Origin of the sequence: Pseudomonas sp. DY-1 (assembly GCF_003626975.1) — a bacterium.
In the GTDB taxonomy this organism is placed as follows: Bacteria; Pseudomonadota; Gammaproteobacteria; order Pseudomonadales; family Pseudomonadaceae; genus Metapseudomonas.
Genome location: NZ_CP032616.1, coordinates 603,457 through 622,198, shown reverse-complemented (window position 1 = coordinate 622,198; position 18,742 = coordinate 603,457). Strand labels below are relative to the sequence as shown.

General features: G+C 60.1%; 18 protein-coding genes and 2 tRNA genes. 7 read left to right on the top strand and 13 right to left on the bottom strand.

Annotated features, from left to right (window positions below):
* Positions 1-298 precede the first annotated feature (298 nt).
* Positions 299-865 carry an asparagine synthase C-terminal domain-containing protein gene (locus tag D6Z43_RS03185; RefSeq protein WP_256660936.1) on the top strand — a complete coding sequence of 189 codons (567 nt, stop codon included), beginning with the start codon at positions 299-301 and terminating at the stop codon, positions 863-865.
* Between the two features lie 88 nt (positions 866-953).
* Complete coding sequence (locus tag D6Z43_RS03180) at positions 954-2,153, top strand: MFS transporter (RefSeq protein WP_120650378.1); 1,200 nt, start codon at positions 954-956, stop codon at positions 2,151-2,153.
* A gap of 200 nt (positions 2,154-2,353) precedes the next feature.
* Here the strand turns inward: D6Z43_RS03180 and D6Z43_RS03175 are convergent.
* The 10 genes from D6Z43_RS03175 to D6Z43_RS03130 all read right to left on the bottom strand — a co-directional run bounded on the left by D6Z43_RS03175 (position 2,354) and on the right by D6Z43_RS03130 (position 10,106).
* Positions 2,354-2,430, bottom strand: a tRNA-Pro gene (locus D6Z43_RS03175).
* Positions 2,431-2,517: 87 nt separating this feature from the next.
* Positions 2,518-2,874, bottom strand: coding sequence for a MerR family transcriptional regulator (locus tag D6Z43_RS03170; protein ID WP_120650376.1), 357 nt, complete (start codon positions 2,872-2,874; stop codon positions 2,518-2,520).
* The gene (gene ihfA, locus D6Z43_RS03165) at positions 2,855-3,157 is read right to left on the bottom strand and encodes an integration host factor subunit alpha (RefSeq protein WP_003282572.1); all 303 of its coding nucleotides are present in this window, start codon (positions 3,155-3,157) and stop codon (positions 2,855-2,857) included. Before ihfA ends, D6Z43_RS03170 begins: the two co-directional genes overlap by 20 nt.
* 3 nt (positions 3,158-3,160) lie before the next feature.
* Positions 3,161-5,539, bottom strand: coding sequence for a phenylalanine--tRNA ligase subunit beta (gene pheT, locus D6Z43_RS03160; protein ID WP_120650374.1), 2,379 nt, complete (start codon positions 5,537-5,539; stop codon positions 3,161-3,163).
* 37 nt (positions 5,540-5,576) lie between these two features.
* On the bottom strand, positions 5,577-6,593 hold the full coding sequence (gene pheS, locus D6Z43_RS03155) for a phenylalanine--tRNA ligase subunit alpha (protein ID WP_120650372.1): 1,017 nt from the start codon (positions 6,591-6,593) through the stop codon (positions 5,577-5,579).
* Positions 6,594-6,687: 94 nt separating this feature from the next.
* On the bottom strand, positions 6,688-7,044 hold the full coding sequence (rplT, locus tag D6Z43_RS03150; RefSeq protein ID WP_016493508.1) for a 50S ribosomal protein L20: 357 nt from the start codon (positions 7,042-7,044) through the stop codon (positions 6,688-6,690).
* Positions 7,045-7,072: 28 nt separating this feature from the next.
* The gene (gene rpmI, locus D6Z43_RS03145; RefSeq protein WP_016493509.1) at positions 7,073-7,267 is read right to left on the bottom strand and encodes a 50S ribosomal protein L35; all 195 of its coding nucleotides are present in this window, start codon (positions 7,265-7,267) and stop codon (positions 7,073-7,075) included.
* Positions 7,268-7,328: 61 nt separating this feature from the next.
* Positions 7,329-7,880, bottom strand: a complete 552-nt coding sequence (infC, locus tag D6Z43_RS03140) for a translation initiation factor IF-3 (protein WP_174235599.1) — start codon at positions 7,878-7,880, stop codon at positions 7,329-7,331.
* A complete protein-coding gene (gene thrS / locus D6Z43_RS03135; protein ID WP_120650369.1) occupies positions 7,880-9,802 on the bottom strand; it encodes a threonine--tRNA ligase in 1,923 nt (640 codons plus the stop codon). Before thrS ends, infC begins: the two co-directional genes overlap by 1 nt.
* Positions 9,803-10,029: 227 nt before the next feature.
* Positions 10,030-10,106, bottom strand: a tRNA-Val gene (locus D6Z43_RS03130).
* A 184-nt stretch (positions 10,107-10,290) separates the two neighbouring features.
* Between D6Z43_RS03130 and D6Z43_RS03125 the strand changes: the two genes are divergently transcribed.
* Positions 10,291-11,574 (top strand): FAD-binding oxidoreductase, encoded by a 1,284-nt coding sequence (locus tag D6Z43_RS03125; protein WP_120650367.1) that lies wholly within the window; start codon positions 10,291-10,293, stop codon positions 11,572-11,574.
* Positions 11,575-11,633: 59 nt separating this feature from the next.
* Here D6Z43_RS03125 and D6Z43_RS03120 read toward each other — a convergent pair whose 3' ends face one another.
* Positions 11,634-12,302 (bottom strand): PA2778 family cysteine peptidase, encoded by a 669-nt coding sequence (locus D6Z43_RS03120; RefSeq protein ID WP_120650365.1) that lies wholly within the window; start codon positions 12,300-12,302, stop codon positions 11,634-11,636.
* 314 nt (positions 12,303-12,616) lie between these two features.
* Here D6Z43_RS03120 and D6Z43_RS03115 point away from each other — a divergent pair, with 314 nt between their 5' ends.
* The 4 genes from D6Z43_RS03115 to D6Z43_RS03100 all read left to right on the top strand — a co-directional run bounded on the left by D6Z43_RS03115 (position 12,617) and on the right by D6Z43_RS03100 (position 15,555).
* Positions 12,617-12,886: a hypothetical protein gene (locus tag D6Z43_RS03115; protein WP_120650362.1), complete on the top strand. Its 270-nt coding sequence runs from the start codon at positions 12,617-12,619 to the stop codon at positions 12,884-12,886.
* Between the two features lie 219 nt (positions 12,887-13,105).
* Positions 13,106-14,113: a GlxA family transcriptional regulator gene (locus D6Z43_RS03110; protein WP_120650360.1), complete on the top strand. Its 1,008-nt coding sequence runs from the start codon at positions 13,106-13,108 to the stop codon at positions 14,111-14,113.
* A gap of 10 nt (positions 14,114-14,123) precedes the next feature.
* Complete coding sequence (locus tag D6Z43_RS03105; RefSeq protein ID WP_120650358.1) at positions 14,124-14,366, top strand: DUF1272 domain-containing protein; 243 nt, start codon at positions 14,124-14,126, stop codon at positions 14,364-14,366.
* Between the two features lie 22 nt (positions 14,367-14,388).
* Complete coding sequence (locus tag D6Z43_RS03100) at positions 14,389-15,555, top strand: MFS transporter (RefSeq protein WP_120650356.1); 1,167 nt, start codon at positions 14,389-14,391, stop codon at positions 15,553-15,555.
* A gap of 181 nt (positions 15,556-15,736) precedes the next feature.
* Here the strand turns inward: D6Z43_RS03100 and nfuA are convergent, their stop codons facing one another.
* Together nfuA and D6Z43_RS03090 are read right to left on the bottom strand one after the other, a co-directional pair.
* Positions 15,737-16,321, bottom strand: a complete 585-nt coding sequence (nfuA, locus tag D6Z43_RS03095; RefSeq protein ID WP_120650354.1) for a Fe-S biogenesis protein NfuA — start codon at positions 16,319-16,321, stop codon at positions 15,737-15,739.
* A gap of 94 nt (positions 16,322-16,415) precedes the next feature.
* On the bottom strand, positions 16,416-18,701 hold the full coding sequence (locus D6Z43_RS03090; RefSeq protein WP_120650353.1) for a fatty acid cis/trans isomerase: 2,286 nt from the start codon (positions 18,699-18,701) through the stop codon (positions 16,416-16,418).
* Positions 18,702-18,742 lie beyond the last annotated feature (41 nt).

Sequence of the window (18,742 nt, the reverse complement as noted above, 5' to 3'; positions counted from 1 at the left end):
TCCAGTAACAGCATAAATTATCAAATTGTAACCCCCATAAACTCAAAGAAGAATACCCCTACCTGGCCCCAAATACCCACGCCAGAGCTCTTGCTTGATGAGGAAGTCAACAGAGACGAGTCACCAACTTGCTAAGGAGATAAACGGATGTATCAAACACTTCTTCGGGAACAACTCAATGCATTGAAATCCTCCAACCAGTACCGAACCTTCATGGCGCAAAGCCTCGTCTGCGGACAATACCCTCTGGCGAAACTGGGCTGTCATAAAGAGGAGCCGGTCGTGGCCTGGTGCAGCATTGCCTACCTCGCGATGTCCCAACATCCGACCGTACGCGAGCAGATGCACAATGCGCTGGCGACCTACTGCGCCAGCGGCTCGCATGCGGCAAATGAGCCACGTCAAGCTGACACGCTTCGTGCAAACCCTGCTGGACCGCAAGGACCGCAAGGACCGCATGAGCATGGCCGTTGGCCTTGAGGTGCGGGTACCGTTCTGCGATCACCGACTTGTGGAGTACGCCTTCAACATACCCTGGGCGCTGAAGGCCTTCGACGGGAGGGAGAAAAGCATCCTGCGCGCAGCAACCCGTGACCTTCTGCCGGAGTCGATCAGCGAACGAGTCAAGAGCCCCTACCCGTCAACGCAGGACCCGGCCTACGAACAGGCATTGCGCAACTCCTTGGTCGCCATCCAAGCGGATCGCAATGCCCCTGTGATACCGCTGCTCGACAACGGCCGGATCCGAAAAACGCTGGACAAACCACTCGGCAGCGTCTCCTCCATGCATGAGCGCATGGGCATGGAGCTGGCTGTCGGCCTCAACACCTGGCTAAGCGAGTACGACTTCAGCCTCGAACTCTAGCCCCTAATCGGATGCGGCCCCTGCTTGGGGTCGCAACCTTCTGATGTCCCACCACATGCGCCTCCGTGGAGCGCAAGCGAGCCTATGCATGCACACAACCAACCAATCCCCCATCTACCTCATCGCGGTCGGAGCGTTTGCCCTCGGCATGGCCTCCTACGTAACCGCGGGCCTGATCCCGATGATTGAGGCGTCGTTCACGGTGTCCGTGGCAGTGGCTGCCCAGTTGGTGACGGCCTTCACCCTAGCCTACGGTTTGGGCTCTCCGATCTTCGTTGCCCTGACCCCGGCGCATCGCCAACGCACCGGCCTGCTACTGGCACTTGGCCTGTTCGTCATCGCCAACGCCGCTAGCGCGCTGGCCGAAACCTTCACTACGCTGATGGTCTGGCGCGCCATCGCTGGTATCGGCGCCGGCGTGTACCTGGCAATGGGCATCGGCGCATCGACCGCGGTGTCCTCGCCGGAACGTCGCGGCCAGTCCATCGCCATCATCATGGGAGGTATGGCCAGCGGCGTGGTATTAGGCGTGCCACTCAGTCTGTTGATCGCCGATCAGATGGGCTGGCAAGCCGCCCTGTGGCTGGTCACCTTGCTCGGCCTGGTGGCATTCATCGGCTTGATACTGAAACTGCCGGCCCTGCCTGCGGCCGCAGCAAGTTCGTTGGCCCAGAAGCTGGCGATCCTCGGCGATGGTCACGTGTTGATCATCCTGCTGGTGTCCCTGTTGGCCGCCATCGCCAGCCTAGGCATGTACACCTTCATTGCCCCACTGCTGGCCGATCCTGCCTATGGTGCAGTGAGCTCGGTCACGCCTTACCTCTGGGTCTGGGGCATCGGCGGCGTGCTGGGCAGCTTCCTGGTTGGCCCCCTGGTGGACCGTATCAAGGGGCCGGTCCTGACCTTCATTATCATGGTAATCCTCGCTGCTTCGTTGCTTGTGCTGCCGCTGATCGCAGCACTGGGCACCTGGCTGGTCATGCTGCCCATCGTCCTATGGGGCGCCGTTGGATGGGCCTTGCAAGTGCCGCAGAACAACGAATTGATCCTGGCGCGGCAAGCTCAGGGCGACGGGAACCTTGCCATCGCGCTGAACGAGTCAGCACTCTATTTGGGCAGTGCCATTGGCGCGGCGGCGGGTGGCTTCGTGTTGCTATTGCAGATGCCCACCTGGACCCTGGCCGCTTGTGCTGGCGGCGTGGCCTCCCTGGGCGCCCTGCTGCAGATCGTCAACCTGCGTCGCCAGCAAAACTGGACCTGCGACGTGCGAGCTCAACTCCACAACTGATTGACCTAAGAGAGGAAGGGTGGCGGAGTTGTACTTCGCGCGTGCGGACGCAGGCCATTACATCGAACACTCGCTTGAAACGGGTAAAGAGCAAACGAGCTTCCTGCAACAGGGAAGAGCGACGAATGCCTTGCCCATACTCCCAAACACTATAAAACGAAAAAGGCCGGTTCATTTCTGAACCGGCCTTTCTCTGAATATGGTCGGGACGGAGTGATTCGAACACTCGACCCCTTGCACCCCATGCAAGTGCGCTACCAGGCTGCGCTACGCCCCGACGTTTTCTAGCTCGCTCCGGATCACCGGAAGCGGAGCGAACTATATCTTAAGCTTTTGAATTGTGGAAGGTTTTTTTCAAAAAAATTCACTTCCGCAACACATGGAGGACGTCCTCAAGCTCGGTAATCATCTGGCGGATGAGCTGCTTGTACTGCGTGGTGTCTTCCTTGGCTTCGTCTCCGGAGAGGCGCTGGCGCGCCCCGCCGATGGTGAAGCCTTGATCGTAAAGCAGCGCCCGGATCTGCCGAATCATCAGCACATCCTGACGTTGGTAGTAGCGCCTGTTCCCGCGCCGCTTTACTGGGTTGAGCTGGGGAAATTCCTGCTCCCAGTAACGCAGCACGTGGGGCTTGACTGCGCAAAGTTCACTAACTTCGCCAATAGTGAAGTATCGCTTGCCTGGAATGGGCGGTAACTCGTCGTTATGACTTGGTTCCAGCATAAGCTTCGACCCTGGCTTTGAGTTTCTGCCCTGGACGGAAAGTGACCACACGGCGAGCCGTGATCGGGATTTCCTCTCCTGTCTTCGGGTTTCGGCCAGGCCGCTGACGCTTGTCGCGCAAGTCGAAATTGCCGAACCCGGACAACTTCACTTGTTCGTTGTGCTCCAGCGCCTGACGGATTTCCTCGAAGAACAGCTCCACCAATTCCTTGGCTTCCCGTTTATTCAGGCCAAGCTCTTCATAAAGACGTTCAGCCATCTCAGCTTTCGTCAGAGCCCCCATACGCTACTTCCTTAACGTGGCATTGAACCTGTCTTCCAGCGAGGTGACGATGTTTTGCGTTGTGTTGTTCACCTCATCGTCAGTAAGAGTGCGCGATGGATGCTGCCAGGTCAAGCCAACCGCCAAGCTTTTTCTAAGCGGATCAATGCCTTTACCGTGATACACGTCAAATAGCCTGAGGTCAGTCAGCCATTCGCCAGCAGCCTCACGGATGGTTGCGAGTACCGACTCGGCGGCGACGTCGCGATCCACCAGCAGGGCAAGGTCACGACGCACTTCAGGGAAGCGCGACAGCTCACTGAACTTCGGCAGCTTGCCTTGCATCACTTCGGCCAGCACCAGCTCGAACATGTACACCGGTTGATCCAGGTCCAGGGCCTTTGCGAGTTCCGGATGCAGGGCACCGAGGAAGCCGACTAGCCGCCCTTCTCTTTCGATGCGAGCGGTCTGGCCCGGATGCAGGGCGGGATGCTCACCCGGTACGAAGCTGAAGGCGCCCAGGTCACCAGCGGCACCGAGGATGGCTTCTACGTCTGCCTTGGCGTCATAGAAGTCGACGGCGTCGCGGCCGTTGGCCCAGCCTACCGGCAGACGGGAACCGCAGAGCACGCCAGCCAGCATGGGTTCCTGCTTCAGGCCTTCGAGTTGCCCCACAAAACGCAGGCCGCTTTCGAACAGGCGAACGCGAGATTGCTGACGATTGAGGTTGTGCTGCAGCGCACTCACCAGCCCCGGCCACAGCGAGGAACGCATGGCGGCCATATCAGCGGAGATGGGGTTGGCCAGCATCAGCGGCTTCACGCCCGGATTGAACAACTCGAACAGCTTCGGATCGATGAAACTGTAGGTAATGGCTTCGTGGTAACCACGGGCGACCAGTAGACGACGCAGGGCCGGCAGCTCAATGGCACCTTCAGCGCGCGCACGCGGAGCCAGACGGGCTTGCGGGTAGCGAACCGGCAGTCGGTTGTAACCATAGAGACGGCCCAGCTCTTCGATCAGGTCCACTTCAAGGCTGATGTCGAAGCGGTGGCTCGGCACATCGACACGCCACTGGCCGGCACCATCGGCGGTGACCTTGAGGTCCAGCGCGGTGAGCAGACGCTCGATTTCGGCGGCGTCCATTTCCATGCCGAGCATCTGGGTGATGCGTTCGGCACGCAGGGTAACCGGAGCTACGCTTGGCAGGCTTTCCTGGCTGACGGCCTTGATGATCGGACCCGCTTCGCCACCGACGATTTCCAGCAGCAGGCCAGTGGCGCGCTCCATGGCTTCGCGGGCCAGCTGGAAGTCGACACCACGCTCGAAGCGATGCGAGGAATCAGTATGCAGGCCATAGGAACGGGCCTTACCGGCAACGGCGATGGTGTCGAAGAAAGCGGCCTCAAGGAACAGGTCGCGAGTCTTGTCGCTTACGCCGCTGTGCTCACCACCCATAACACCGGCGATGGCCAGGGCGCGAGTGTGGTCGGCGATGACGAGAGTGTCAGCGCGCAGGCTAACTTCCTGGCCATCCAGCAGGACAAGCTTCTCGCCCTCCTCCGCCATGCGCACGCGGATGCCGCCGTTGATTTCGGCGAGGTCGAAGGCGTGCATGGGCTGACCGAGCTCGAGCATCACGTAGTTGGTGATGTCGACTGCGGCGTCAATGCTGCGTACTTCGGAACGACGCAGGCGCTCGACCATCCACAGCGGGGTCGGGCGGGACAGGTCGACGTTGCGGATTACGCGACCGAGGTAGCGCGGGCAGGCAGCCGGAGCAGTCACTTCGACCGGACGCACTTCGTCGTGGGCAGGAGCAACAGCAGCAATTTGCGGACGGGTGACCGGAGCAGCGTAGAGCGCACCCACTTCACGGGCCAGGCCGGAGAGGCTCAGGCAATCGCCGCGGTTGGGGGTCAGGCCCAGCTCGATGATCACATCATCCAGGCCCAGGTAGGCACGAATGTCCTGGCCTACCGGAGCATCGTCAGCCAGCTCCATCAGACCGTCATGGTCATCGCTGATCTGCAACTCGGAGGCCGAGCAGAGCATGCCATTGGACTCAACGCCACGCAGCTTGGCCTTCTTGATCTTGAAGTCGCCCGGCAGTTCAGCACCGATCATGGCGAAGGGGATCTTCAGACCGGGGCGCACATTCGGCGCACCACACACAACCTGAAGCGTCTCACTACCGTTACTCACCTGGCAGACGCGCAGTTTATCGGCGTCGGGGTGTTGTTCCGTGCTTAGCACCTCGCCCACGACAACGCCACTGAATGCACCGGCTACGGGAGTAACGCTGTCGACTTCGAGGCCGGCCATGGATAGACGAGCGACCAGCTCATCACGGGAAACCTGCGGGCTGACCCAGCTCCGCAGCCATTGTTCACTGAATTTCATCCTGCTCTCCTAAGGGATTCGTTTCGGACAATACGACCTAGCGGAATTGCGCGAGGAAGCGCAGGTCGTTGTCGAAGAACAGGCGCAAGTCGTTGACGCCATAACGCAGCATGGCCAAGCGCTCCACGCCCATCCCGAAGGCGAAGCCCTGGTATTTCTCAGGGTCGATGCCGGACATGCGCAGCACGTTCGGGTGCACCATGCCGCAGCCCATCACTTCCAGCCAGCCGGTCTGCTTGCATACGCGGCAACCTTTGCCAGAGCACATCACGCATTGCATGTCGACTTCAGCCGACGGCTCGGTAAAGGGGAAGAAAGACGGACGGAAACGTACACCAAGGTCCTTCTCGAAGAACACACGGAGGAATTCTTCGATGGTGCCCTTGAGGTCGGCGAAGCTGATGCCTTCGTCGACCAGCAGGCCTTCGACCTGGTGGAACATCGGCGAGTGGGTGATATCTGAGTCGCAGCGGTAGACGCGACCAGGGCAGACGATGCGGATAGGCGGCTGCTGCGACTCCATGGTGCGCACCTGTACCGGAGAAGTATGGGTGCGCAGCAGCATGTTCGCGTTGAAATAGAAGGTGTCGTGCATTGCCCGGGCCGGATGGTGGCCAGGAATGTTGAGCGCTTCGAAATTGTGGTAGTCGTCTTCGACCTCGGGGCCTTCGGCAATGCCGTAGCCTATCCGAGTGAAGAACTGCTCGACACGCTCGAGGGTGCGGGTTACCGGGTGCAGGCCGCCGGAAACCTGACCGCGCCCCGGCAGGGTCACATCAATTCGTTCGGCCGCGAGCTTGGCGGTCAGGGCAGCCTGCTCAAGCGACTCTTTGCGGGTGTTCAAAGCATCCTGAACGCGCTCCTTGGCAGCGTTGATCAGGGCGCCGACCTTGGGACGCTCTTCAGCCGGCAAATCGCCCAGGGTCTTCATCACCTGGGTCAGCTCGCCTTTCTTGCCAAGGTAGTGAACGCGAATCTGCTCCAGGGCATTCACGTCTTCAGTTTGCTGCACGGCCTCAAGCGCTTGCGAGACCAGCGCATCCAGATTTTCCATTTACTGACTCCAGATACGAAATAGGGGAAGAGCGCAAGGCCCTTCCCCTATCGGTGACGTTTAGCACCGGGCAAGCCCGGTGATTGTCGGGGACTTAAGCCAGAACGGCCTTAGCTTTCTCGACAATCGCAGCAAACGCCGCTTTTTCGTTCACTGCCAGGTCGGCCAGAACCTTACGGTCGATCTCGATGGCCGCTTTTTTCAGGCCAGCGATCAGACGGCTGTAGGACAGACCGTTCTGACGAGCACCAGCGTTGATACGAGCGATCCACAGAGCGCGGAACTGACGCTTGCGCTGACGGCGGTCACGGTAGGCATATTGGCCAGCCTTGATTACCGCCTGCTTGGCAACGCGGAACACGCGGCTGCGTGCACCGTAGTAGCCTTTGGCGAGTTTCAGAATCTTTTTGTGACGCTTACGAGCGATGACGCCACGCTTAACACGAGCCATGAGTAATTTCCTCTAGAATCTTGACCGATTAACGAACGCGCAGCATGCGCTCTACTTTGCGGACGTCAGACGGGTGCACCAGGGTGCAACCGCGCAGCTGACGCTTACGCTTGGTAGTCATTTTGGTCAGGATGTGGCTCTTGAAAGCGTGCTTGTGCTTGAAGCCGGAAGCAGTCTTCTTAAAGCGCTTCGCAGCACCGCTCTTGGTTTTCATTTTTGGCATGTTCGGATACTCCGCATTCAATCAATACATATAACCGCAAGGCCTGCCAGTGCCCTGGGGGTTATTTTCGCTTTTTGGGGGCGATGACCATCATCAGCTGGCGTCCTTCCAGCTTAGGATGCTGTTCTACGGTGCCATATTCGGCGAGGTCAGCTTCGACCCGCTTCAATAGCTCCATACCCAGCTCCTGGTGGGCCATCTCACGACCGCGGAATCGCAGGGATACCTTGGCCTTGTCCCCATCACTAAGGAAACGTACCAGGTTGCGTAGTTTTACCTGGTAATCCCCTTCTTCCGTCCCTGGACGAAACTTGATTTCTTTAATCTGCTGCTGGTGCTGGTTCTTCTTCGCTGCGGCAGCCTGCTTCTTCTTCTCGAAGAGGTGCTTGCCGTAATCCATGATCCGGCAAACAGGCGGCACGGCATCGGCAGAAATTTCTACCAGATCCAGCTTGGCTTCTTCAGCAGCGCGAAGCGCTTCATCAATCGAGACGACGCCAATCTGCTGGCCGTCAGCACCAATCAACCGCACCTCACGAGCCGAGATATTCTCGTTGATCGGGGCCTTCGGTTGAGTCCGCTTGTCCTGTCTCATTTCACGCTTAATAGTGATTACTCCAATTCTTGGCGACCACGCCGGGAAACCGCTTGTGCGAGCAATTCAGAGAAGCTTTCGAAGGGCATGGAACCCAAATCGACACCCTCGCGGGTGCGCACAGCAACGGATCGAGTCTCAACCTCCCGGTCTCCAATAACCAAGAGATAGGGAACCTTGAGCAAAGTATGCTCGCGGATTTTAAAGCCGATTTTTTCGTTTCTCAAGTCGGACTTGGCACGGAACCCGCTTTCGTTGAGGGCTTTCTCGACCTCGACGGCGAAATCGGCCTGCTTGTCGGTGATATTCATGATCACCGCCTGGGTAGGCGCCAGCCATGCCGGGAACGCGCCCGCGTAGTGTTCAATCAGCATGCCGATGAAGCGCTCGAAGGAACCAAGGATCGCGCGATGCAGCATCACCGGGCGCTTACGGTTGTTATCTTCGGCGATATAGCTGGCATCCAGACGCTCCGGCAGGTTCGGATCGTACTGCAGGGTGCCGCACTGCCAGTTACGACCGAGGCAGTCTTTCAGGGTGAATTCGATCTTCGGGCCGTAGAAAGCACCCTCTCCCGGCTGGTATTCCCAGGACAGGCCGGACTCGTTCAGCGCATCCGCCAGAGCTCCTTCGGCACGATCCCACAGCTCGTCGGAACCCACCCGCTTAACCGGACGAGTGGACAGTTTCATTGAGATATCGCTGAAACCGAAGTCGGAATAGACCTGCAGGGTCAGCTTGATGAAATCAGCCGCCTCTTTCTTTACCTGATCTTCAGTGCAGAAGATGTGGGCGTCGTCCTGGGTGAAGCCGCGCACGCGCATGATGCCGTGCAGGGCGCCGGACGGCTCGTTGCGGTGGCAGGCACCGAACTCAGCCAGGCGCAGCGGCAGGTCACGGTAAGACTTCAGGCCCTGATTGAAGATCTGAACGTGGCACGGGCAGTTCATCGGCTTGACGGCGTAATCGCGGCTTTCCGACGAAGTGGTGAACATGTTCTCGGCGTAGTTAGACCAGTGACCCGAGCGCTCCCAAAGGATGCGATCGACTACCTGGGGAGTGCGCACTTCTACATAGCCGTGGTCACGCTGGACCTTGCGCATGTACTGCTCGAGCACCTGATAGACGGTCCAGCCGCTCGGGTGCCAGAAAACCATGCCCGGCGCTTCTTCCTGCAGGTGGAAGAGGTCCAACTGCTTGCCGATACGGCGATGGTCACGCTTTTCGGCCTCTTCGATGCGCTGGATATAGGCAGCCAGCTGCTTCTTGTCCGCCCAAGCAGTGCCATACACACGCTGCAGCTGCTCGTTCTTCGAGTCGCCGCGCCAGTAGGCACCGGAAATCTTGGTAAGCTTGAACGCCTTAAGGAAACGGGTATTCGGCACGTGAGGGCCACGGCACATGTCCACGTACTCCTCATGGAAGTACAGACCCATGGCCTTCTCGTCCGGCATGTCATCGACCAGACGCAGCTTGTATTCCTCGCCACGCGCCTTGAACAGCTCAATGACCTCGGCCCGCGGAGTCATCTTCTTGATGACGTCGTAGTCCTTCTCGATCAGCTCAGCCATGCGCTTTTCGATGGCCGCCATGTCTTCCGGCGTGAAGGAGCGCTCAAAGGCGATGTCGTAATAGAAGCCTTCCTCAATGACCGGCCCAATAACCATCTTGGCGGTCGGATAGAGTTGCTTGACGGCATGGCCGACCAGGTGCGCACACGAATGGCGGATGATCTCCAGCCCTTCTTCGTCCTTGGGGGTCACAATCTGCAGCGAGGCATCGTCTTCGATCAGGTCGCAAGCGTCTACCAGCCTGCCATTTACCTTGCCAGCCAGGGTCGCCTTGGCCAGCCCCGCACCGATGGACTGAGCCACCTCGAGCACGGATACGGGTTTATCGAAAGTACGCTGACTGCCGTCAGGAAGAGTGATGATGGGCATGGCGCCTCCTCTCCTAGTGGTGACCTCTACCAAAGGCCACATGGGTTGGGATGAGCCAGTACGCGATTCGGTGGTATGCCCGCCGTACGATGGCAGGAGCCTTGCAGCCAACCAGAGCCGAACCAGAGTCACTGGAGGTAATAAAGAGCGGGATGCTTGCAGAAAGCCAAAGCCCCGACAAGCGCCCAATAAAAAAGGGTCACCTGAGTGACCCTTTTTATCGAATTTGGTAGGCACAATTGGACTCGAACCAACGACCCCCACCATGTCAAGGTGGTGCTCTAACCAACTGAGCTATGTGCCTTCGATGGGTGCGCATTCTACGGACTAACTTTTCCCTGTCAACACCTTTTTTCGCTAACTCTCTGAAAAAGTGGATTTTTTACTGTTCATCGCCTCGTTTAATATTTTGCACAGAGGCTAGCCGACCCGTTTCAACTCAGGTAGCATCGTCACATCTGTAAAAAATAAAAAACAGAGATTCCATTATGACGCACACTCCCTACCCCCAGTCCTATTACGCGTTCTCGGCCAACCCGGTACCGGCTCGCCCGGAACTGCAAGGCGAGATCGAAACTGACGTTTGCATTATCGGCGCAGGCTATACCGGTCTTTCCACCGGCCTCTTCCTCTTGGAGAACGGCTTCAAGGTCACCATCCTGGAAGCCGCCAAGGTGGGCTTCGGCGCATCCGGTCGTAACGGCGGCCAGATCGTCAACAGCTACAGCCGCGACATCGATTCGATCGAGCGTACCGCGAACCCCAAGAACGCCAAACTGATGGCTGACATGGCGTTCGAAGGCGGCCGCATCATTCGCGACCGCATCAGCAAGTACAACATCCAGTGCGACCTGAAGGATGGCGGTGTATTCGCTGCCTTCACCAAGAAGCAGATGGGTCACCTGGAAGCCCAGAAGAAACTTTGGGAGCGCTTCGGCCACAACCAGCTTGAATTGCTGGATGCCAAGGGCATCCGCAAAGTGGCGGCGACCGACAACTATATTGGCGGCATGCTGGACATGAGCGGCGGTCACATCCATCCGCTCAACCTGGCACTGGGTGAAGCCGCAGCCATCGAATCCCTGGGTGGCGTGATTCACGAGCAGAGTCCGGCAATCCGCATCGAGCGTGGCGCCAACCCGGTGGTGCACACCCCGAAAGGCCGCGTGAAAGCCAAGTTCGTGGTGGTAGCCGGCAACGCCTATCTGGGCAACCTGGTTCCCGAACTGGCCAGCAAGTCCATGCCTTGCGGCACCCAGGTGGTCACCACCGAGCCGCTCTCGGATGAAATGGCCAATTCCCTGCTGCCCCAGGATTACTGCGTCGAGGACTGCAACTACTTGCTGGACTACTACCGTCTCTCCGGCGACAAGCGCCTGATCTACGGCGGCGGCGTGGTCTACGGCGCCCGCGACCCGGCGAACATCGAAGCCATCATCCGGCCGAAGATGCTGAAGACCTTCCCGCAGCTGAAGAATGTGAAGATCGACTTCGCCTGGACCGGCAACTTCCTGCTGACCTTGTCGCGCCTGCCCCAAGTCGGTCGGATTGGCGACAACATCTACTACTCCCAAGGCTGCAGCGGCCACGGCGTGACCTACACCCACATCGCCGGCAAGGTGATCGCCGAGACCCTGCGTGGCCAGGCCGAGCGCTTCGACGCTTTTGCCAGCCTGCCGCATTACCCCTTCCCGGGTGGTCGCGTGTTCCGCGTGCCCTTCACCGCGATGGGTGCCTGGTACTACACCATGCGCGACAAGCTGGGCGTCTGATCCGCCTGCAAACACAAACGGCGCCCAAGGGCGCCGTTTTTCATTTCAGTAACTGCCGATCAAGGCATCTGCAAGCGTGCCATTTTCGCTGCATTAACCTGCCCCGCCGCCGCAAGCTCATCGGCCGCTTTCAGCCAACGAGCCCGCTCCACCGGTGCCGGTAACTGATTCGGCGCCTGCACCAGCACCGCCCAATTACCCGCCTCCGTCCAGCCCGCCTCGAATGCACCGAAACTCATCACGGCGCGACGCTCGTGACCATGTCGCAGCAGAACCTGCCGGTTTTTACGGTCGTAACCGATCAGCAGCGCGTAGCGCCAAGAGGGCATCCAGCCGAAGCCTTCGCGCAGGTGCACGAGCACCGGATTGCCCGCAGCTACTTGTTCCAGCAAGTCGTCCATCCGGCTGCCCAGGGGATAGACCACAAGGCCATGCTGGCGTGCCGTCATCGCCAACCCATCCCGCAGGGAGGCTTCCTTCTGCGGCAACTGCAGCTCTTTTTCGATCATGCCTGGCGTGACCTCGTCTCCCTGCTGGGTCAGCAAGGCCGCCAACGAAGCCGGTGCGCTCTGGTAGGCGTTCTGGGCGAAGAACGGGACACCGCTTAACTCGACTCGCTCCGGCCCCGAGCGCAGCTTGGGGGACAGCGACTGGGCGCCACAGCCGGCCAACACGGCAATGCAGGTGGCGACAAGGATGGGACGGAACAGGCGGTTCAGGACGGGCACGGCAACACTCGCTGTAGGCAACCTCGAACGGCCGATGATCATACTGGCAGCAGCCCGGGCGGTACATCGCGAGAGGGGCTGGACCCGATTCGGGACAATACCGAAGGCGACCTGTATACCCTATCCCACGATAAAAACGCACAACGGCCGATACAAAAATGGCTTACCCATTCATTTCAGCGACAAAAACTTAGTTTTTCACGACGTGCTGTGACTTATCGGTCGGGTCTCGCCATCCACATTCACGACAGCGCAACAAAGGCCTTAGCCGCGCTGTCACCTTCATTGGGCACAATATGGAGAGACCCCCTCCCATGAACACTCCGCTACGTTTCAACGAAGCACTGATCATTACTGGCCGTGCATTCAAACCGTTCCAGTGCGTTGCCTGGGCCCTGCAAGACGGCACCGGCGAACTCAGCATCAGCGTGATCGACCGCACCAACACCCGTCTTCTCGGCCGCTCGAAGATTCCCAGCAGCACCTATTCCGACCCGGAGCAACTGGCCAACATCCTCAAGCAGTCCCGTGAGGAGCTGAGCCGCAAGGGCTACGACCTCGAACCCTGGTCGATGCCTGAGTAAACGCTTCAGCGCCAGTGCCCAATGCGCGGCGAGCAGGTCCTACTGCTCGCCCGGCCACAGTTTTCCCCTCTCCCCTACCTTCCAATCGATTCCCCGCAGCGACTGAATACTCAGTAGGCCCTACATTCGCACTTATTTGGCGAGATCTGTGGGCTTATTGTCATTGTTGCCACCCACCTTTGACTGCAGACTGACGCCATCGCCTTCTCCGAGATCGTCATGGAATCGATTCGTCACATCGCCTGCCTGGCCTTTGCTGATGTCATGAGCCTGGACGTGACCGGCCCTCTGCAGGTATTCGCGTCAGCCAACGACGAACGCGCGCGCCAGGGCCTTCCGCCGAGTTACGGGATCCACCTATTGGGACCCGAAGCGGGACCTGTGAAGACCTCGGCCGGCTTTGCTCTGATGGCCGACCGGGCGTGGCGTGAGGTCGACCCGGCAAGCCTGGACACCTTGCTCGTTCCAGGTGGCATGGACATGCAAATCCAATGCAGGGACCAGGAACTGCTGGACTGGTTGCGCAGTACGGAACCACAGGTACGACGCTTCGGCTCCATCTGCTCGGGCGCCTTGATTCTTGCGGCAGCCGGATTGCTGGATGGCCGCCAGGCCACCACCCACTGGTCGGACGTGGAAGCCCTGAGCTGCCACGAGGGCATCGAGGTGACGGGCGATCGGCTGCACACTTACGACCCCGCGGGTCAGGATGGCGACCCCCACATTTTCACCTCTGCTGGCGTCACCGCTGGCATCGATCTGGCACTGGCGTTGGTCGAAGCCGACCTTGGTCGTCCGATGGCACTGGCGATCGCCCGGCGACTGGTCCTGTTCCTGCGCCGCCAGGGCGGTCAAACGCAGTTCAGTGCGCTGCTCACACCGGAGCCCTGCCGCACGCCAAAGCTGGCGGCGCTACTGGCATGGATTCCGGCGAACCTAGGCGCCGACCTGTCGCTGGAAGCACTAGCCGCCCAGGCAAAAATGGCGCCGCGCAGCCTGTCACGCGCGTTCGCCCAGGAATTGGGCGTGGGCCCGGGCAAGTATGTGGAGCGGGTCAGGCTGGAAGCGGCTCGCACCCTGCTGCAGGACTCCCAGGCCTCCATCGCCACTGTGGCGCGCCTGACCGGCTTCGGTCACCCCGAAAACCTGCGCCGCACCTTTCACAAGCACCTGTCCGTTGGTCCGCAGGAATACGCGCAACGCTTCGGACGCCCCACTCACAACTGAGGAGCCGGTCATGCTCGAACTGCGCCCCAACTGCGAATGCTGCAACAAGGACTTGCCACCCGACTCCGAGCAGGCGCTCATTTGCTCGTTCGAATGCACCTTCTGCCGGGACTGCTCCGACCAGCGCCTGCATGGCACCTGCCCCAACTGCGGCGGTGAACTCGTGCGACGGCCAATACGTCCCATGGCGAAACTGGCGAAATTCCCCGCCTCCGCCCAGCGCGTCCTCAAGCCTGACGGTTGCCCGAGCTGAAACGACCTCTCAAGGAAGCACCATGCTGCTGAACAACCCTACCCTCCGAGTGCTCTTCGCCGGCCAGGCGCTCTACTGGAGCTGCTCGATGATCGGCATCACGCTTACCTCCCTGGCAGGTCTGCAACTGGCACCGTTAAATGCCCTGGCGACGCTGCCTCTCACGCTGCTGATCCTGGGCAATCTGCTGGCCGTGCAACCGCTGTCACTTTTCATGCAGCGCCACGGTCGGCGCTCAGGTCTGATGCTGGGCGCAAGCTGCGGAGTGCTGGGCGGGATGCTGAGCGCTGTAGGCGTTTGGCTATGGGACTTCGTCCTGTTCTGCCTGGGCGCCCTGGCTATAGGCGGCTACCAGGCATCGGCCATGTATTACCGTTTCGCCGCCCTGGAGGCAGTGGGCAATGCCCAGAAAGGCCGAGCGACTTCCTATGTGATCGGAGGCGGTGTCTGCGCCGCGCTTTTTGCCCCAAACCTGTCCCTATGGTCGCGCGATGCCCTGGACGCACCTTTCGTCGGCGCCTACCTACTCATTGCGGCGCTGGCGCTGATCGCCCTGCTGCTGATGTCACGCCTGCGCGAAGGTGAAGCGCCACGTCCTCCCCGTGCTGGCTGGAGTCAGGCTCGTGTCCTGCTGTCACGGCCATTGGTGCGCGCCGCGCTGGCCACTACCGCCGTTGGCCACGGCCTGATGATGCTGGTAATGAACGCCACACCCCTGGCGATGAATTTTTGCGGCCTACCGCTGGAATCAGCCGCAGAGGTGATCCGCTGGCACATGCTAGGCATGTTCCTGCCCGCCTTCATTGCCGGCCCGCTGGTGGACCGTCTCGGCAGTCGACGAATCGCTGTACTTGGCAGCCTGATCCTGCTGGGAAGTGCCGCAATAGCCCTCACAGGCCTGCAGCAGAGTCATTTCCTGGCCAGTTCATTTCTTCTGGGCATCGGCTGGAACCTGATGCTGGTGGCAGGTACCACTCTTCTGGGCGAAGGCCACAACGCCAACGAACGTGGCCAGGCCCAAGGCCTTATGGAGCTGGGCAATGGCTTGGTGGCAGCTTGCGCCTCGTTCACCTCGGGTGCACTGATCAGCGGTATCGGCTGGAACGCCGTGAACCTGGGCATGCTGCCACTGCTGGTGGTTGCCCTGCTGATGCTGCTGCCATTACGGCGCAGACTGGCGGCAGGCTGAATTGCCAGCGCCTGGACTCCGCAGGCGCCAAACGCAGCGAGCCCAAACATCGGTGCTCAGGACTTCCCGGACTGAGCTTATTCCAGCCGCAACCCACAAGGCTCGTTGTGAGAGCGGACTCATTCGCAACTGGATACGAAAAAGGCGACCCGAAGGTCGCCTTTCTAATTTCGCGTACGCCTCAGTAGTAGGCGTTTTCCCGATTGCTGTGATCGGTGACGTCGCGTACACCCTTCAGCTCCGGGATGCGCTCCATCAGGGTCTTCTCGACGCCGTCCTTGAGCGTCATGTCGACCATGCCGCAGCCTTGGCAACCGCCGCCGAACTTCAGCACCGCAATGCCTTCCTCGACCACATCCACCAGACTGACCTGGCCGCCGTGGCTAGCCAGACCGGGATTGATTTCGGTCTGCAGGTAGTAGTTGATGCGTTCGGTGAGCGGGCTGTCTTCGTTGACCATCGGGACCTTGGCATTTGGCGCCTTGATGGTCAGTTGGCCGCCCATGCGGTCAGTGGCGTAGTCCACCACGGCATCATCCAGGAACGGCTCGCTCACGCCGTCGATCCAGGCAGTGAAAGCAGCCAGGGCAACAGCGTTGTCCTCAGGCTTCTGCTCGCCCGGCTTGCAGTAGGCGATGCAGGTTTCGGCGTACTGGGTGCCGGGCTGGGTAATGAAGATACGAATGCCGATGCCCGGGGTGTTCTGCTTCTCCAGCAGGTCAGCCAGATAATCCTGGGCAGCTTGGGTAATGGTGATGGCGCTCATGGCAACTCCTCGCAAACATGGGCGCAGTGTACGCCAAAGGGGAACGGGGGTTAAAGGCTTACCAAATTAGTAGGAATTATTCTCGTCCAGTGGTTCACAGATTCCGATAGCGATTCATATCCAGCTCACCTGCCTCGACGGGCTCGGTTTCGCGGATATAGCCCGCCAGATCGTGGAAATAGGTCCAGAACCGTGGGTGAGTGCGACGAATGCCCCAGCGCTCCACCACCTTGTCGAACGCTGCTCCATCCTTCGCCTGTTCCAAGGCAGCGACGAAGGTTTCAGCTTCCCCCGCCTTGAGACTGAAGATGAAGTTCGGGTAGCTGGATAGCACGCCCGGATACAACGTCAGGGTGTCCAGGCCCGGCTGGTAGCGCAGTTCCTCGCCGAGCATGAAAGCCACATTGCTGTGGGCGCGGTTGCGTAGGAGGCTGTAGATCTCGCGACTACCGTCATTCAACTCCACCCGGAGCAGGGTCGCCTCCGGCAGTTGGTCGATGACCTTGAGCCCAGCCGCTGGCCGGCTCACCAGCCTGCTCAGAACCTGCTCGGCACCCTGCAGTTCAGGTGCTATGCCCGGTCTGTAGCAACGTCCATCACGGCAGCGATTGATCGGGTCGGGCCGGGCATTCAGGCCGGCGTAGCGCATCAGCAATTCCTGGGCAAACGCGCGCTTGGGGTCTTTTTCAGGCAGTGCCAGCGCTGTGGGGGTGTCGTTGTCGATGCTCTGGTAGTCCAGCCACATCTTCACCTTGCCGCTCTTCTGATACCAGTCGCCGAGCAGCGCCGCGCGGGACTCTGCCGGCATCAGGCGAAGGAAATTGACCTCGGCACCATTGCGGATCAGGTCGAAGTACAGCCGCGTCTGCGCCTGGTGGGAAACGTTGCCGAACACGTCAAAGTTGACCACCAGCTGGTAGTACGTCCGCTCGAGCAGCGGGTAGTCCATCCACCAGATGGTCTGCGGGATCTCGCCGATCAGGCCTTTGCGCACCGAAGCGCTGTCGTGCTGGCGGAAGATCGATAGCAGTGCATTGTCGTTACCGGTCCAGATGTGCGACCAACTCGGAAATGGCGCGTCGGCGTGGGCTTCCATGCGCAGCGCCTCGTACTGGTTGCGCTTGTTGCGGTAGGCGCGCCACAGACTAGGCAGGTCACCGATGTCATCGAACTGCCCCGGCATCGCCAGCAATGGGGTTGCCTGCTCGCGGTAGCTGGCATCGGTGATGTACAAGTCGTGACTCGGGGCCTGGAACAACGCCCAGAAGTTATCGCGAATCACGTCGGTGGCGATCTGGCCACGACAGACCGGGCCACGAATAAAGGTACGCACGAAATACTCGGCGTTATCCAGCATGAATTGGTAGCGGGCCTGTGCCGGGATGGCCTGGAAAGTTTCGAAAGGATTGGCACGGCGCTGGGCTCCGTAGCCAGGAACCTGATCAGCCACCCAGGCACCGGAATAGAAGAGCTCCTTGACCCGCGCCAGCTTCTTCGCGCTCAGCGGATAAGTGATGTGGGTCTTATGGACAATCACGCCCTGGATAGGCCAAAGCCGGTAATAGAAGGTATTGCCCGGCTCGTCATTGGGACGACGCGTGGCAATGGGGTCGATGGGCTGACCGCTGGGGGTACGCGAGCGTACCAGCTGGAAGAAATGGCCAGACTCACTCCCTTCAAAATAGAGATGGGCAAGGAACAGGTGCTCGAACAGCCAGCGCCCCACCAGCACTTCACGCGCCCCTGGGGCATTCAATAGCGCTTCCCACTCGGCTACCTGGCGGACCTCCGTATCGCTGGGCTGCACGGCCTGCTCCTCCACCTTCGCACCCTGTGCCAACCAGCGCTGCAAGGTCTGGTACTCCGCCTCGCTGAGACCGGTGACGGCGAACGGCATACCGGCTTGCGCGTGCTTGCGGGCGTAGTCGTCGAACTCTCCGGGCAAGGGGCACTGATTCTGTCGATTGATGCCGATATCGAGCTCGGCGGGCAGCTTTGCATTGGCCTCGGGCGGATTGCTGCGACCCAGCTCCAGCATCCGGGCCATCAGGGCAGCCTGGGCGCCATTGGCGTCCAGCACGGAATGGAAGCCCTTGCGCCGCCAGGCGTCGGCTCCCTGGGCATCGAAGTACAAGCGAGTGGTCGCCTGGGCCCTGGTACGGCCGCCGTCATACACCGGCAGTTTGCTGCCCCCACGCGCGGCGCCCTCGGCACTGCCCAGGTTGAGCTGGCACGGCGAGTCATAGCAGGCGTGGCAGGCCACACACTTCTGGGTGAAGATCGGCTGGACGTCGCGACTGTAGGACAACTCCTCCGCCGCTGTCGGGCGAATCCACAGCATGAACAGAACAAACAGGGTGGCGCAGGTACGCAACGACATGACTCGGTCCATGAGGAGCAAATGGGCGGATTTTACTGACT

Coding starts and splice junctions, on each gene's coding strand:
- D6Z43_RS03115 (WP_120650362.1), top strand. CDS start 12,617: ATGAACACTCCGCTACGTTTCAACGAAGCACTGATCATTACTGGCCGT.
- rpmI (WP_016493509.1), bottom strand. CDS start 7,267: ATGCCAAAAATGAAAACCAAGAGCGGTGCTGCGAAGCGCTTTAAGAAG.
- D6Z43_RS03105 (WP_120650358.1), top strand. CDS start 14,124: ATGCTCGAACTGCGCCCCAACTGCGAATGCTGCAACAAGGACTTGCCA.
- rplT (WP_016493508.1), bottom strand. CDS start 7,044: ATGGCTCGTGTTAAGCGTGGCGTCATCGCTCGTAAGCGTCACAAAAAG.
- thrS (WP_120650369.1), bottom strand. CDS start 9,802: ATGCCCATCATCACTCTTCCTGACGGCAGTCAGCGTACTTTCGATAAA.
- D6Z43_RS03090 (WP_120650353.1), bottom strand. CDS start 18,701: ATGTCGTTGCGTACCTGCGCCACCCTGTTTGTTCTGTTCATGCTGTGG.
- D6Z43_RS03110 (WP_120650360.1), top strand. CDS start 13,106: ATGGAATCGATTCGTCACATCGCCTGCCTGGCCTTTGCTGATGTCATG.
- ihfA (WP_003282572.1), bottom strand. CDS start 3,157: ATGGGGGCTCTGACGAAAGCTGAGATGGCTGAACGTCTTTATGAAGAG.
- pheS (WP_120650372.1), bottom strand. CDS start 6,593: ATGGAAAATCTGGATGCGCTGGTCTCGCAAGCGCTTGAGGCCGTGCAG.
- pheT (WP_120650374.1), bottom strand. CDS start 5,539: ATGAAATTCAGTGAACAATGGCTGCGGAGCTGGGTCAGCCCGCAGGTT.
- D6Z43_RS03125 (WP_120650367.1), top strand. CDS start 10,291: ATGACGCACACTCCCTACCCCCAGTCCTATTACGCGTTCTCGGCCAAC.
- D6Z43_RS03170 (WP_120650376.1), bottom strand. CDS start 2,874: ATGCTGGAACCAAGTCATAACGACGAGTTACCGCCCATTCCAGGCAAG.
- D6Z43_RS03180 (WP_120650378.1), top strand. CDS start 954: ATGCACACAACCAACCAATCCCCCATCTACCTCATCGCGGTCGGAGCG.
- nfuA (WP_120650354.1), bottom strand. CDS start 16,321: ATGAGCGCCATCACCATTACCCAAGCTGCCCAGGATTATCTGGCTGAC.
- D6Z43_RS03100 (WP_120650356.1), top strand. CDS start 14,389: ATGCTGCTGAACAACCCTACCCTCCGAGTGCTCTTCGCCGGCCAGGCG.